Origin of the sequence: Rhizobium sp. RHZ01, assembly GCF_014851595.1 — a bacterium.
GTDB lineage: Bacteria > Pseudomonadota > Alphaproteobacteria > Rhizobiales > Rhizobiaceae > Rhizobium > Rhizobium altiplani.
Map to the genome: position 1 here is coordinate 1 of NZ_JACUZZ010000001.1, position 14054 is coordinate 14054.

11 protein-coding genes and 2 pseudogenes are annotated in these 14054 nt (G+C 54.7%); all 13 read left to right on the top strand.

The window, feature by feature from the left end; translation table 11 throughout:
• On the top strand, positions 1–348 hold a 348-nt coding region (locus tag IB248_RS00005), incomplete at its 5' end, for a transposase domain-containing protein (RefSeq protein ID WP_246779169.1).
• Positions 348–653 (top strand): hypothetical protein, encoded by a 306-nt coding sequence (locus tag IB248_RS31460; protein ID WP_246779170.1) that lies wholly within the window; start codon positions 348–350, stop codon positions 651–653. The genes IB248_RS00005 and IB248_RS31460, both read left to right, overlap by 1 nt.
• 217 nt (positions 654–870) lie before the next feature.
• A pseudogene (locus IB248_RS00015) lies at positions 871–1342 on the top strand (transposase).
• On the top strand, positions 1339–1695 hold the full coding sequence (tnpB, locus tag IB248_RS00020) for an IS66 family insertion sequence element accessory protein TnpB (protein ID WP_192239914.1): 357 nt from the start codon (positions 1339–1341) through the stop codon (positions 1693–1695). Before IB248_RS00015 ends, tnpB begins: the two are co-directional and overlap by 4 nt.
• Positions 1696–1743: 48 nt before the next feature.
• Positions 1744–3322, top strand: a pseudogene (locus tag IB248_RS00025) (IS66 family transposase).
• On the top strand, positions 3319–3882 hold the full coding sequence (locus tag IB248_RS00030; protein ID WP_192239915.1) for a UPF0149 family protein: 564 nt from the start codon (positions 3319–3321) through the stop codon (positions 3880–3882). The pseudogene IB248_RS00025 and the gene IB248_RS00030 overlap by 4 nt, the downstream one beginning before the upstream one ends.
• A gap of 470 nt (positions 3883–4352) precedes the next feature.
• The gene (gene rfbA, locus IB248_RS00035; protein WP_192239916.1) at positions 4353–5237 is read left to right on the top strand and encodes a glucose-1-phosphate thymidylyltransferase RfbA; all 885 of its coding nucleotides are present in this window, start codon (positions 4353–4355) and stop codon (positions 5235–5237) included.
• A 158-nt stretch (positions 5238–5395) separates the two neighbouring features.
• Complete coding sequence (locus IB248_RS00040) at positions 5396–6214, top strand: ABC transporter permease (protein WP_192239917.1); 819 nt, start codon at positions 5396–5398, stop codon at positions 6212–6214.
• On the top strand, positions 6204–7550 hold the full coding sequence (locus tag IB248_RS00045) for an ABC transporter ATP-binding protein (RefSeq protein ID WP_192239918.1): 1347 nt from the start codon (positions 6204–6206) through the stop codon (positions 7548–7550). The genes IB248_RS00040 and IB248_RS00045 overlap by 11 nt, the downstream gene beginning before the upstream one ends.
• The gene (locus tag IB248_RS00050) at positions 7547–10369 is read left to right on the top strand and encodes a glycosyltransferase (protein ID WP_192239919.1); all 2823 of its coding nucleotides are present in this window, start codon (positions 7547–7549) and stop codon (positions 10367–10369) included. The genes IB248_RS00045 and IB248_RS00050 overlap by 4 nt, the downstream gene beginning before the upstream one ends.
• 9 nt (positions 10370–10378) lie before the next feature.
• Positions 10379–11638, top strand: coding sequence for a glycosyltransferase family 4 protein (locus IB248_RS00055; RefSeq protein WP_192239920.1), 1260 nt, complete (start codon positions 10379–10381; stop codon positions 11636–11638).
• A 322-nt stretch (positions 11639–11960) separates the two neighbouring features.
• Positions 11961–12896: a rhamnan synthesis F family protein gene (locus IB248_RS00060; RefSeq protein ID WP_192239921.1), complete on the top strand. Its 936-nt coding sequence runs from the start codon at positions 11961–11963 to the stop codon at positions 12894–12896.
• Positions 12896–14050 (top strand): glycosyltransferase family 4 protein, encoded by a 1155-nt coding sequence (locus IB248_RS00065; RefSeq protein ID WP_348648465.1) that lies wholly within the window; start codon positions 12896–12898, stop codon positions 14048–14050. The genes IB248_RS00060 and IB248_RS00065 overlap by 1 nt, the downstream gene beginning before the upstream one ends.
• Positions 14051–14054: the final 4 nt, after the last annotated feature.

Sequence of the window (14054 nt, forward strand, 5' to 3'; positions counted from 1 at the left end):
CAACGACGACTTCCGATCCGCTGCGCCGCTCGCCGTAGTAGCGTCGCACCTGCCGACCATAAAATGCATGCCAGCGGTAATGGATCTCGACTTCTTCCCCGATATGGGCAGAATGTCCGGAAGATTGGAATTGGAAGAAAAAATTGGCTCTTTGCTGGGTCAGACAAGGGCGGCGAGCGCATCGCCAATATCCTGACCATCATCGAGACAGCTAAACTCCATGGCCACAATCCAGAGACCTATCTGACAGACGTCCTGACCAGGATCCCGAGCCATCCGAAGGATCGACTTGATGAACTGCTCCCGTGGCAGTGGACTCCGGCAAAAGACCGGTACGAGGCTGCGTGATGGCACGCTCAAGGATCATCTATACCCTCAAAGAGGTCGCTGAGATGATAGGCGAGAACCTCGAGTTGATCGAAGAGGTGACCGCCAACTCGGATAATATCAGCGAAGGCGAATTGCTTTATATCCGCGACGGCAGCGAATACGGCACAAAGGGCCTGACCGAGAACGGCGTGGACGAGCTCCAAAATCTCCTCGCCGACATACGGACATGGGATGGTGGAATCCGCCAGTTTCTCGTCGATGAACAATGCGATCCGGATGTGGTCGAACGCGTTATGGCAGACGAGATGAAACGCGGCCTATAATATCGGCCTCTCGACCAAGCGAAAATGCCTTCGCCGGACGCTTACTTTCTTTTGTGAATGAGGCCGCGAGATAGTAAGCATTCGGGCAGGAGTTCCGTTTTTCCGTTTTTTGTCGTGATATGCTCTGGCGATGGATGTGAGCGCGACGAACAACCCACCTTTTCTTTTGTGAATGAGGCCGCGAGATAAGCTCCTTCATCGATAGGAGCGGAATGGAATGGTTGGAGATCGCGCTGATGCCATGCTTGAAGTCATGGATGAAGGCATGCATGAAGCCAGGCATGAGGGAAAGTATCGTCGGATCGAGGTGATCACCGGTCGGCGGCAGCGGCGGATTTGGACTGACGAGGAGAAGGCGCGGATCCTTGCGGAAAGCGCGGAGCCTGATGTGAACATCTCGGCCGTTGCCCGGCGCTGGGGCGTCAATCGCGGGTTGCTGAACGTCTGGCGTCGGGAAGCTGGACTGACGCCTCGTCGCTCTGCCAAGACCTGCGCGCAGCCGGCGATGTTCGTGCCCGAGACGGTGGTTTGGCGATCGAACGCCTCCCGGAAGCTCGCCGTCGGATGTCACCCACTTTGCCGCAGGTCGGATTGAGATCGAGATTGCTGGCGCGCGCATGACGGTTATCGGCCCGGTAGCGCCTGAGCTGGCACAAGCGATGGTGGCGGCGTTGCGAGGGCGCCGGTGATCGGAGTTTCGCCAAATGGCGTGAAGATCATGGTTGCGACGCAACCTGTCGACTTCCGGCGCGGCATGAATGGCCTGGTGGCTTTGGTGGCGTCAGCGCTTGCGGCCGATCCCTATTGTGGCGACGTGTTCGTATTCCGCGCCAAGCGTCTGGATCGACTTCGCTGCATTTACTGGGACGGATCAGGCATGATACTGGCAACGAAATGGCTGGAGGCGGGCAAGTTCGTTTGGCCGCCGATCCGTGATGGCGCGATGCAGATGAGTGCCCAAGAGTTCTCGCTTTTGCTGGCCGGCATTGACTGGACGCGCGTCAAACGAAACGCGGTGAGGAAACCCTCAAAAGCAGGCTGATCCCATTGGTTTTGCTTGAAGATTCAGGCTCATATGGTAGGGTCTGTCATGCCGCTTCGACCCGATCCCTTGCCCCAGGATGCTGCGCAATTGACCCGGATCATTCTCTCGCTCGACGAAGAGAATGCCGATCTCAAAGCGCGCGTTGCCTTCCTTGAGGGCCAACTCTTTGGCCCGAAATCGGAGAAGATGACGGTGCTCCACCCGACGCAGGTGGTGCTCGATTTTGGCGATCTCAATGAGATTCCCGTTGCTGCCAATGACGATGTCGCGCCTGTCGCCGAGGACAAAACGCAGGCACGGCGATCGCCAGCCCGCAATATCGGCCGTTTGCCCAAACACCTTCCGCGTTATGACGAGATCATCGAACCGGAGAACAAGCTCTGCCCCTGCTGCTCATTCGAACTTCATTGCATCGGCACGGATGTCAGCGAGGCGCTCGACATCGTGCCGGCGGTTGTCCGGGTGAAGCGGACGATCCGGCCGCGCTATGCATGCCGGGCCTGCGAAAGCGTTGTTGTGCAGGCGCCCGCGCCGGCACGCGTGATGGACGGTGGCATGGTGACCACGGCGTTTGCCGCGCATGTCGCTGTTTCGAAGTTTGCCCGGCATTTGCCGCTCCATCGCCAGGCGCAGATGCTGACCTCCTGCGGCGTGATCATCGATCGCGGCACGCTCGGCGCCTGGGTGACGCGGGTCGCCTGGTGGCTAGAACTTCTCTATGACCAGCTACTCGCCTTCATCCGCTTGCAGCCGAGGGTGTTCTGTGACGAGACGCCGCTTCCGCGGCTTGATCCAGGGCGCAAACGCACCAAGGTCTGCCAGTTATGGGCGCAAGCGATCGACGATCGCCCATGGAATGGTCCAGCGCCGCCGGCGGTTGCTTATATCTTTGCCGAAAGCCGTAGCGCGCGCGAGATTGAGGGGCAATTGGCGTCCTTTGCCGGCGTGCTGCAGGTCGACGGGTATCAGGCCTATAAGACTATGGCCAAGCGCCGGGGGAAGAGTAATGTCATGCCCATGCGACTGGCCTTCTGCCTTGCCCATGCCCGGCGCAAGTTCGTCGATGTCGTCAAGCTCACCGGCTCTTCGGAGGCTCTGTCAATCCTTGCCAGGATTGCCGAGATCTATCGGATCGAAGCGAGACTGCGCGGCGAAATTGACGATACCCGGCTCGTCGTGAGGCGTCGCGAGGCAGCTCCGGTCATGAGAGAACTGAACGTCCATCTCACTCACCGAATTGAGCGACGAGGTGTCGGCGAAATCGGCGCTTGGCAAGGCCGTCACCTACACGCTCAACCACTGGAGCGGACTGGCAGCCTTCCTGGAGGATGGCCGGATCGAAGTGGACTCCAATGTCGTCGAGCGCTCGATGAAATCGGTGGCCCTGACGAGGAAGAATTCGTTGTTCGTGGGCAACGAGCGCGGTGGCAAGACCTTCGCGGTCCTCGCATCGCTCGTCAACACGGCAAAGCTTAACGGCGTGGATCCCGAGGTCTGGCTTGCCGATGTGCTGGAACGCATCATCGCGGGCAAAGTGAAAGCCCGCGAGATGGAAAGTCTCCTGCCTTGGAACTGGAAGGCTGAGCGCGAGGCAAGGACAGAGCAGGAGCGACGGGCGGCATGACGCAGAACAGCCAAGAGACGACCGCACGACCGAAGCTTGATGATCAGGCGTTCGAGGCGTTTATCAGGGCACGTCGTCCAGCATCGCCAATCTGGTCAATGAGCGGTCTCGATGGTTATCTTACGGCTCTCATCATCGGCCCGAAGTTCATCGACCCACGCAAATGGATACCGGAACTGACCGGTCCGGATGCCCTCAACCTGCCGATGGAGACAACCGAACATCGGGCCGTGCAGACGATCGTTGCGGAGTATAATCGCATCTCGGCGAGCCTTTCCGAAACACCGAAAGACCACCGGCCCAGGTTCACCAGGATCGATGATCAGACCTTTGATCCGTTCGATTGGGACCTCTGCTTTTTGTTGGGAACAGGATACGCGCCGAGGCTTTGGCAGCCGGTTCTTCGAGGTCATGCCGGGACTGGCGATATCATCGCGCCCATCCGCAAGCTCGGCGAGACAAAACGGAAAGCGACCCGCCAGGATGCTACTGCCGTCGCCGAAGCACTCGTCAATATCCGAACCTACTTTATGCCGAAGCGGGCAAAGCAGAAGTTCTGAAAGAAAGTGCTATTGCGATCCCGTCAACGCCGAAAGCAGTGGGCTGTTCGTCGCGCTCACCGTCAGTGAGACGTGCCGATTTACATGCGCTTCCACTAAGCGACGCCACGTCGAGGCGCACGCAATTTCTTTTTCGTGTTAACTTCGCCTCGCGCACTTGACGCACTTCAGCGTTTAATGTTTCTGGGCGAACGAAAAGCAGTCCGTCATGCGAGCATTAGCTGTTCTGCGATCTCGTTAGAGTTATGCTGCGACTGACGCAAACCACTTAAGGGGTGACGAGTGCCTTCCCTATCGCACGCACACGTTCATTGGGGCGATCATAGAATGACCAATATCTGCGCGCTTCTTCCCCTGCGAGCGACGATGTAGGCGCCAGGCGATAACCTGGCGACCGATCGTTCGATCCTGGAGTGCCAGGAGGGAAGTAGGTTTGGCGCATATGCTCGATGAAGAATTGGATATTTCTCATGGCTAAACGTAAGGGTATTATTCTGGCAGGCGGCTCTGGCACGCGGCTACATCCAGCAACACTGGCGCTGAGCAAGCAGTTACTGCCCGTGTATGACAAGCCGATGGTCTACTACCCCTTGACCACGCTTATGCTGGGGGGCATGCGTGATATCCTGCTTATCAGCACGCCTCAGGATACGCCGCGATTTCAGCAACTACTGGGCGACGGTAGTCAGTGGGGCCTTTCCCTCCAATATGCAATACAACCGCAACCAGATGGACTCGCGCAGGCATTTATAATAGGGGAGCGCTTCATCGGGAACGATACCTCTAGCCTTGTTCTCGGCGACAATATTTTCTACGGCCATGACTTTCACCATCTGCTCGACCGCGCTAACGATCGCCCATTCGGTGCAACGGTGTTTGCGTATCACGTCCACGACCCCGAACGATACGGCGTCGCAGAATTCGACATGGAGGGCAAAGTCCTAAGTCTAGAGGAAAAACCACAGCGTCCGAAATCTCATTACGCGGTTACCGGATTATACTTTTACGATAATCATGTAGTTGATCTTGCAAAATCGCTTAAGCCGTCGTCGCGCGGCGAACTAGAGATAACGGATCTCAATCGCGCGTATTTGGCAGAATCTCAACTCAATATTGAGATAATGGGGCGGGGTTACGCTTGGCTTGACACGGGTACACATGACAGCCTTCTCGAAGCTGGGCAGTTTATCTCAACACTTGAGAAGCGTCAGGGCCTTAAGGTTGCCTGCCCTGAAGAGATAGCTTTTAGAAATGGCTGGATTACCGCAGACCAAGTTGAACAACTCGCTACGCCACTCGCGAAGAGTGGCTACGGTCAATATCTACTTGGTCTGCTGAAGGAAAAGGTCTTTTGATCTGTACAAATGAGTCTAGGAAGGTCCCTCTGAAGCAGCAGCAAACCATCCACAGGATTGATCCGCGCCTGATTACTGGGCTCGCGGTTTCAGTGCCTTATGAGCTCCGCAAGCAGGCTCTCGCCAGATCGCTTGCCGAAGCCGAGATCTTTATCTAAATGAAGCGGTTTTCTATTTCCCCTATCGAGATGACAGCTAGTTTCTGGCGCAATCGAGGTTTGATAAGAACTCTCGTTTGGCGTGAAGTAGTTGGTCGTTATCGTGGGTCTGTCCTTGGGATCCTTTGGTCCTTCTTCAATCCGGTTTTCATGTTGGCTGTCTACACGATTGTGTTCAGCGTCATCTTCAAGGCACGGTGGAATGTGGAGAGCGATTCAAAGACTGAATTCGCACTTGTCCTATTTGCCGGCCTTCTAATGTTCAATCTTTTCGCGGAGTGCTTCAATAGGGCGCCGGGTTTGGTTCTTGCAAACGCTAACTATGTAAAAAAAGTGCTGTTTCCGCTAGAAATCCTGCCCTGGGTCGCCGTACTATCTGCGATGTTTCACTGGGCTATTTCGTTATTTGTGTGGCTGCTAGCCTATCTCCTCTTCTTTGGATTTCCTCATTCTTCGGTTGTACTAATTCCACTAGCACTCCTCCCTCTAGTGCTTTACGTCACCGGACTTAGCTGGTTCCTATCCTCGCTCGGTGTTTATTTGCGCGATGTTTCTCAAATAATTGGCCTACTGACGACTGTTACTATGTTCCTATCGCCAATCTTTTACCCCATAACTGCAATTCCGGAAAAATATAGGCCGTTTCTATACTTAAACCCGATTACGCCGGCTGTCGAACAAGCGCGAGATGTCCTCTATTGGGGGCGTGGCCTCGATATAAACTTGGTAGTTCCAAATTTGTTGATCTCAATTGTCGTGGCGTGGCTGGGCTTTGCCTGGTTTCAGAAGACGCGTAAAGGCTTCGCAGATGTCATCTGAGTTCGCGATCAAAGTAGAAAACTTGGGCAAATTTTACCAAATCTACAAAAAACCGGGTGATCGCCTATTGCAAATGCTTGCGCGCGGCAGGAAGCAATACTTCTCCGAATTCTGGGCCCTACGAGATGTTTCATTCGAAATAGAACCCGGGGAAACATTGGGAATTGTTGGGCGCAATGGCTCCGGAAAATCTACGTTACTTCAACTCATCTGTGGTACGTTAAATCCGTCAACCGGTAGTCTCCTTACCAAGGGACGCATCGCTGCGCTTCTTGAGTTGGGAGCCGGGTTCAATCCAGAGTTTACAGGGCGCGAGAACGTATACCTTGCAGCTGCCCTCTATGGCATTGGTCGATCGGCAGTCGATGATCGTTTCGACCGCATAGCGGCGTTCGCAGATATCGGCGAACACCTTGATCAACCGGTTAAGACGTACTCAAGCGGAATGTTCGTAAGGCTGGCCTTTGCGGTCATCGCGCACGTTGATGCCGATATTCTAGTTGTCGACGAAGCGCTAGCTGTTGGTGATGCGGTCTTTACTCAAAGATGCATGCGCTTTATCCGTGCCTTTCAACAGCAGGGAACGCTGTTGTTTGTTAGCCACGACATGTCGGCAGTGTCCAATCTGTGTCGCCAAGCGATTTGGCTGGACCATGGTGAGGTTAAACTTGTTGGAAAAGCAAAGGCAGTATCGCATGCGTACCTTCAACAAACACTGCAGAGCGTGTACGGAGATGAGACTGAGCTAAGGACGATAGCGAGAACCACTGCTCAAAGCGCAGACGAGGATATCGTACCCGACGCGAGCCCAGATCACGATAGGAAAGGTCCTATCCTCGATTATTCAGCCAAGTACACTATTGAAAACAATTTGTCGGATGCACTTGGCTTTGAAAGCGGCCGAGCGGAGGTCCTTTCTGTCGAGATTTCGAACCTCTCGGCAAAGGGAGAGCGGGTATTTGAAGGCGGTGAGCTTGTCGTAATTACGGTCCGCGCGCGCGCATATCAGGCGCTCGACCGTCCAATTCTTGGGTTTGTATTCAATGATCGCCTTGGCCAAGCCCTTTTTGGGGAAAATACTTTGGCGTTTACAGATTTAACTTCAGTGCCGGTAGCCGCTGGCGAGACTTTTGCGGCGGATTTTACTTTCCGCCTTCCGATGCTTCCCAATGGCGACTACGTAGTATTGGCGTCCGTCGCCCAGGGCGAGCTCCACAACAACATTCAACACCACCTGTTGCATGACGCGCTGGTAGTTAGAGTCTCGTCAAGTAAAGTCCGTTGGGGCCTTGTTGGTGTGCCGTTTGAAGACGTAGTTATGAAAGTTTGTGAATGAACGAGCTGGTGAGTATGTACCGTGCCCATAAGGGTAAAGTGACCGATCGATGGGCGTCTTATCTTAGTCACTACGAGCGACTCTTGCTGCCGTATCGCGAAAGGCCGATCCGGCTACTCGAAATAGGCATTCAAAACGGCGGATCTCTTGAGATTTGGGGAAAGTATTTCCCCCACGCCAGCCTATTGGTCGGATGCGACATTAATCCACTTTGCAAGGGGCTCGCTTATGACGATCCTCGTATTGCCGTGGTCGTCGCAGATGCTAGCACTGACCGAGCCCAACAAGAAATTGAGGCGCGTTCAACCAGCTACGACATTATTATCGAAGACGGTTCGCACCGTTCCGATCACATCGTTGACGCTTTTGCACGCTACTTTCCGCTGGTCGCTGATGGCGGTATATTCATCACCGAAGACCTGCATTGTAGCTACTGGCAGGAATTTGAGGGCGGATTAGCAAATCCCTATTCTTCAATCGGTTTCTTTAAACGGGTGGCTGACCTCGTCAACCACGAGCATTGGGGCGTAGCAGTAGATCGATCGGCATACCTTGCGGCATTCGCCACTCAATATGGAAGCCGATTCGATCCCACATCGCTTTCTCATGTACATTCGGTCGAGTTTATCAATTCGATGTGCGTGATCCGCAAGCGCGTAGAAGCTGAGAACCAACTCGGACCCAGGCTCATTGTAGGCGAGATTGAGGAGGTTTCGAACGGCGCCAAGCTTTACAATGGCACTCGGAGCCTTGCACTGGATCAAACGAATAATATCTGGTCCAATTCTGCGGCCGTAGATCTGAGCAATCATGCAAACCTATCCGAGCGTTTAATTGAGTTGGAAGGACACCTAGCGGCACAATCCTCCAAAGTGTCAACATTGGAACAACATATAAGCGACCTGGCTGAGGACGCGTTGGAACAGTTGAACACTGTGGTTCAAGGCCGCGACGCGCAGCTCGCCGCCCTGATAGCTGCACAGAGTAGTCCGGCGGTACGCCTCGCGCGCCTAATGGAGCGGGCAGCCGCAAGACTGTTTCCTCTGAGTTCCATCCGGCGTCGCATGTTGCGCAGCAGCCTAAGGCTTGCAGAACGCATATATCGCTACGGTCTTTTTCGAGCTGTCGTCCCATCTCGAGGGGCACTAGAAAACGACGAGCCAACGGCGGGTGCTGTTGTAGGAAGCAATGCGGCGGCGCATCCGGCAGAATACGCGCAATGGATTCGGCTCAACGAACCAAGCGCAAACTCTCTAGAAAAGCAACGTAGCGCGTCGCCGGAGTACAATGCACTCGCGCCGTTATTTAGTATTATTCTGCCTGTTTATAAAATTCCCTCTGGGGTGCTGGCGGCCACCATTACCTCGTTGCAGCGTCAGACCTGGCAGAACTGGGAGGCCTGCATAGCATACGCTGACCTCGCGAATGAGGGAAATTGGGAGCTGCTCCAACGTCTAGCCGCGGTCGACTCGCGCATTAAAATTCATAAACTTGCCGAGAATGGCGGCATCTCCCGCAATTCAAACGCTGCGCTTGAGATGGCATGTGGTGAGTACGTTGCATTGCTCGACCACGATGACGAACTTACACCGTGGGCTTTGCACGATATGGCATCTCGAATTAAGCTGCGGCCCGATGCTGACTTTTTATACTCCGACAAAGACAGTATTAATGCTTCGGGGACGATCCGTAGAAATCCGCTGTTCAAGCCACAGTGGAGCCCGGAGATGCTTTACTCAGTTAACTACTTGACGCACCTAAACGTTATGCGCAGAACCTTGGTTCAGGAGGTAGGCGGCTGGCAACCCGAGACCGATGGAGCTCAGGATTGGGATTTATTCCTACGAGTTACTGAAAAGAGCCGTCGAATTGAGCATGTTTCTGGTATTCACTACCATTGGAGAACTATTGCTGGGTCAACGTCTACGGGAATCGGCGCAAAACCTTACGCTGCTTTAGGCCAACTCCGGGCGATCGAGACACGTATACAACGCTTGGGCCTTCCTGCAAGCGTTTTGCCAAGTCCGGAAAGTGGCTTCCGATTGGTTTGGCAGTTTGGCACACATCCCTGTGTTGATTTGGTATTACACGGGGGAAAATCTCCTCTGGCAGCTGTAGAGATTCTTAACGCGGTTCTTGAGGAGGCTGACGGGTTGCTGGCTTCGGTGTCTCTTATAGCTTCCTCGGATTTTGATTTAAGCATCATCCCCGACTGGCTGCCGGGTGGCATTCAAGTGCATAAAATAGTGGCTGACGGTGAAACTGCCCTGACCGAGGCTGTTGATCAAGCGGCTCGCGCTGGTGAGGCGCCGGTGGTTATGCTTCTAGATGCCAAGGTCAAGCGTTTGGGGCGTCACTCCTTGCGTGAGCTTGTCGGTTGGACGCTCCTCCATCCAGAGATTGCCTTTGCATCGGCCCTGGTAATGCTTCAGGATGACACGGTAATTGAGGCAGGGAGGGTGGCAGGCGACGACCTGCGCACACAGCCGCTCTTCCGGGGGATGCCGCTGCGGCATTGGGGGCCACTCGGCGGACCCCTTTGGTATCGCAACGTGTCTTCGGTCGCGTCAACCGCCGTTGCCTTTAAGCGTGATGCATGTCTATTCAGCAATTACATAGGTCGCTCATTGGCAGATGCTGTCGCCGGCTGTTGCGCCGGCGCTGTCTCGAGCACTCGGCGAGGCCTGGTGACGCCGTATGCGCGCGTCTATCTGGATAGCTTGCCGGATGAAGTAACATGCGATTGGCATGAATCGTTTCGTTCCGACCCCTTTTTCCATCCGGCTTTTGGCTCTGTCCAGCCGCTAACCTTGGCATAGATAGCTGAAATGAACATTAAGCGGATTGCGAAAAAGGCGCTGCGGCGATTAGGACTAGTCCCACTGTCATCGGTCCCGGCCACGTCCGGCATATGGGGTGGTTACGCTCACGATGCTATTGCGCTCGCACAATGGATCGATTGCGACCGGACTTCGCTAGCTCGGCCACAGCAGCATCCCGAACGCGTCGATCCTGAAATCCGGAATAGATCCTGCAATTGGTATTTGCCGGTATTCGACAACGCTTTCTACGGCGGGATAATGACCATCCTGAGGTTGGCAGCTCATTTGCAAGAGTCTGATTGCGTGGCTCAACGCTTTTTGATCTGCGGCGAGTGTGATGTAAAGGCTATTTCCAAACAGATTTCTGAAGCATTCCCCGTGCTACGTGGTGCGGAAGTCCGTTCCTTGGCTTCAGCCTCGGCAATTCAGCGGATACCCGCCGCTGATTATTCGGTGGCGACATTGTGGACTACCGCTTATGTGTTGCTGAACGTTACAAACACGGGCTACAAATTTTACATGATTCAGGACTATGAGCCGCTTTTCTATCCCGCTGGGAGTACATACGCGCAAGCCGAGTTGAGTTATCGTTTCGGCTTTCATGGTATAGCGAATACCCAGTCGGTCCGCGATATTTACGAACAGAAATACGGCGGCAAGGCGGTGACGTTATCGCCTAGCGTTGATACCTCAATATTCTATCCGGCCGGCAATTTGGAATCTGCAGGTCCGCGGCGCCTTTTCTACTATGCGCGGCCCGGCACACCACGGAATTGTTTTGAACTGGCCGTGGCCGCGTTCAAGTTATTGAAGCGCCGGATGGGAGATCGCGTGGAGATCCTATGCGCCGGCGCGGCTTGGGATCCAGCCGACTACGGATTGACGGATGTAGTCACAACCATCGGCATGCTGCCCTATCAGCAGACGGGTGATCTTTATCGTAGTTGCCATGTAGGTTTAGCTATGATGATGACACCGCATCCCTCATACCTTCCCTTCGAGATGATGGGGTGCGGCACACTTGTTGTGTCCAATCGAAACGAGGCGAACACGTGGTTTCTTCGAGACGGTGAAAATTGCCTTTTGTCCGAACCGACTGCTTCCTGTCTCGCAGAGACGCTGGCTGATGCACTTGAAAACTATGATGCATATGAGCATATTCGCCAGCGCGGGGCCGCACATATACATGAATCACATTCAGACTGGAAGGTGACAATGCGCGAAGTGGCCGCCTTTATGCATCGACCCGACGGGCTACTGAGCTGACATAATCCCGAGCAATTGAATTGATTGTCTTAAGACCTGCGGTAGAGAGCATCGCTTGACAGCCCTGCACCGAACCGGCCACTGCAACAACCGTGGAACAGTTCTGTACTCGACGCGCAGAACCCAAGCGTACAGACATTAAACTCCTCCGCTGCAGTTTCACCAGGCAAAGCGCGCGTCGTCGTGTAAGAATAAACGTTGTCTCTGTTCAGAACTTATGAAAAGCCTGAGCGATCACTATTGCGGCTGGTCTCGATTAGCCGTAGGGCAGAATTTACATTCCGAACGGAGCATGCGCCTATTTAGCGGGCAAGTTGATTAGATGCATCACGACCACAAGGCCGATTTCATCATTTTTGCTCATGTCTTCTACCCGGAAATCTGGGAAGAAATGGCCAATGAGCTGGATACTATCGTGAGGCAGCCGTTTGGCTTGGTCATCACACGACCAGCCTCGCTCTGTCAAATAGTGAAGCCCAAGAACCACTATCTCAAATTCGCCATCGAGTTGGAGGTAGAAAACAGAGGCCGCGACATTCTGCCGTTCCTGACCGCATTGAATTGCCAATCGTTGTGCCCATGGGAAATCGGCCTAAAATTGCATACCAAAAAATCGCAGCATCGGAATGATGGAGAGGACTGGCGACGCTTCCTTAGTGGCTCACTGCTGCGGGTAGGACGGCACGACCAGTTGCTTGGTTATAAGCTACTTATCTCCGAGCCTCGCATAGGTTTAGTGGCCCCCGAAGCGCATCTTTTGCCTCTTCGTGGACGAACTTCGATCAACGAAAGGATCATGTTGCAGACTCTGCGGAGGATGGGCAATGCCGATGACTTGTCGAGGCTGTTGGATAGTCGATTCCCTTCTGGATCGATGTTCTGGTTTCGTCGCTCCGCGATGCAGAAAGTTACTTCAGTTGACTTTGCCGATCTTTTTGTGCGGGAGGGTGGTCAACTTGACGGCACCGCTGCGCATGCACTCGAGCGCCTCTTTGCATTCATCGCGGAGCAAGAAGGACTCATCACGGCCGGCATCGAGAACGCAGAATCGATTTTAGGGTCGGATCACACGCGCTTGTCGCAGCTTGCCCTTACAGAATTGATAAGTAGTGGGTTAACACAAAACAATCCATACACGCTGCCCCTGGCGGAGTTCTGGCGGCGTCACCCTGCCCTCCTCAAATGTGCGCATGCCATCTACGCGAAACTGCCGAAGAACACAGTACGGCTACTGCGTCGAAGTATCGGACGCCGATGATGAACCTCCAATCCCGGATTCGCATCGCATTTATCATAACGGAGGACTGGTTTTTCGTATCGCATTTTCTGCCCATGCTGCGCGCCGCGAAAGCACTAGGCCTGGATGTGGTCGTCATTACGCGCGTCGGCAAGCACGCGCACATCATCGAAGACCTAGGCGCTCGCGTCGTGCCTCTCGACATAGAGCGAGGACATCTGGGCTTGCTGTCGATCGGTTCGTCGATCCGCCAGATTGCGCAGGTACTAAGACGCGAGAAGATCGACCTAATCCACTGCATCGCTCTCCGCTCCGTGGTCACCGGCAGCCTCGCGGCGTCGCTAGCTGGTGTCGAGGGCAGAATCCTCGCCGTTACCGGAGGAGGCCTGCTGGCCGCTGATAACAGTGCCACTGCGGCCTTAGGGCGATTCGTCCTCAGGAGTCTATTTCGCTTCATTCGCCGCTATGGCAAAAATCAGTTTCTGTTCGAGAACGCCACCGACCCGCACACGTTCGGGCTGGACTCAGCCGATACCGGCGTCACCGTGCTGGGCGGTGCCGGTGTGGATCCAAGCTATTATCGGCCGCTTCCGCCGCCAGCGGGGAACCGCCTGAAGCTCGCAATGGTCGGTCGTATGGTATGGTCAAAGGGTGCCGATTTGGCGGTAACTGCGGTATCGATGGCCAGAGAAAGAGGGCATGATGTCAGTCTCTCACTTTTTGGTCTTCCCGACCCTTCCAATCCGCGATCTCTATCTATCCAGACGTTACGAGCGTGGTCGGATCTTCCGGGCATCGAATGGCGCGGATCGTCTAGCGACGTGCGTGAAGTTTGGGCGGAGCATGATCTTTGCTGCATGCCGACGCGCGGCGGAGAAGGCCTGCCCCGAACCATTCTGGAGGCTGCGGCTTGCGGCCGGCCAATTCTCACGACGAACGTTCCAGGCTGCCGGGACTTCGTCCGCGGCAGCTGCGAAGGGTGGTTGGTTCCCGTGGACGATGCGGCGGCGCTAGCGGAGCGGATTTGTGCTCTGGCGATCGACAAGCCGAGCATTATCGCAGCAGGTGCCAAAGCTCGCCAGCGCGTGGTTGAAGGCTTTACTGAAGCAGTCGTTATCGAGCAGGTGCAAGACGTCTATCGGAATATCTGTACAGCGATCGGCCGGCAACTCTGAAGAC

Excerpts from the sequence above, each read along its gene's own strand:
- IB248_RS00030 (WP_192239915.1), top strand. The coding sequence starts at position 3,319 with ATGACGCAGAACAGCCAAGAGACGACCGCACGACCGAAGCTTGATGAT.
- IB248_RS00060 (WP_192239921.1), top strand. The coding sequence starts at position 11,961 with ATGCATCACGACCACAAGGCCGATTTCATCATTTTTGCTCATGTCTTC.
- IB248_RS00055 (WP_192239920.1), top strand. The coding sequence starts at position 10,379 with ATGAACATTAAGCGGATTGCGAAAAAGGCGCTGCGGCGATTAGGACTA.
- IB248_RS00045 (WP_192239918.1), top strand. The coding sequence starts at position 6,204 with ATGTCATCTGAGTTCGCGATCAAAGTAGAAAACTTGGGCAAATTTTAC.
- IB248_RS31460 (WP_246779170.1), top strand. The coding sequence starts at position 348 with ATGGCACGCTCAAGGATCATCTATACCCTCAAAGAGGTCGCTGAGATG.
- rfbA (WP_192239916.1), top strand. The coding sequence starts at position 4,353 with ATGGCTAAACGTAAGGGTATTATTCTGGCAGGCGGCTCTGGCACGCGG.
- IB248_RS00065 (WP_348648465.1), top strand. The coding sequence starts at position 12,896 with ATGAACCTCCAATCCCGGATTCGCATCGCATTTATCATAACGGAGGAC.
- IB248_RS00050 (WP_192239919.1), top strand. The coding sequence starts at position 7,547 with ATGAACGAGCTGGTGAGTATGTACCGTGCCCATAAGGGTAAAGTGACC.
- IB248_RS00040 (WP_192239917.1), top strand. The coding sequence starts at position 5,396 with ATGAAGCGGTTTTCTATTTCCCCTATCGAGATGACAGCTAGTTTCTGG.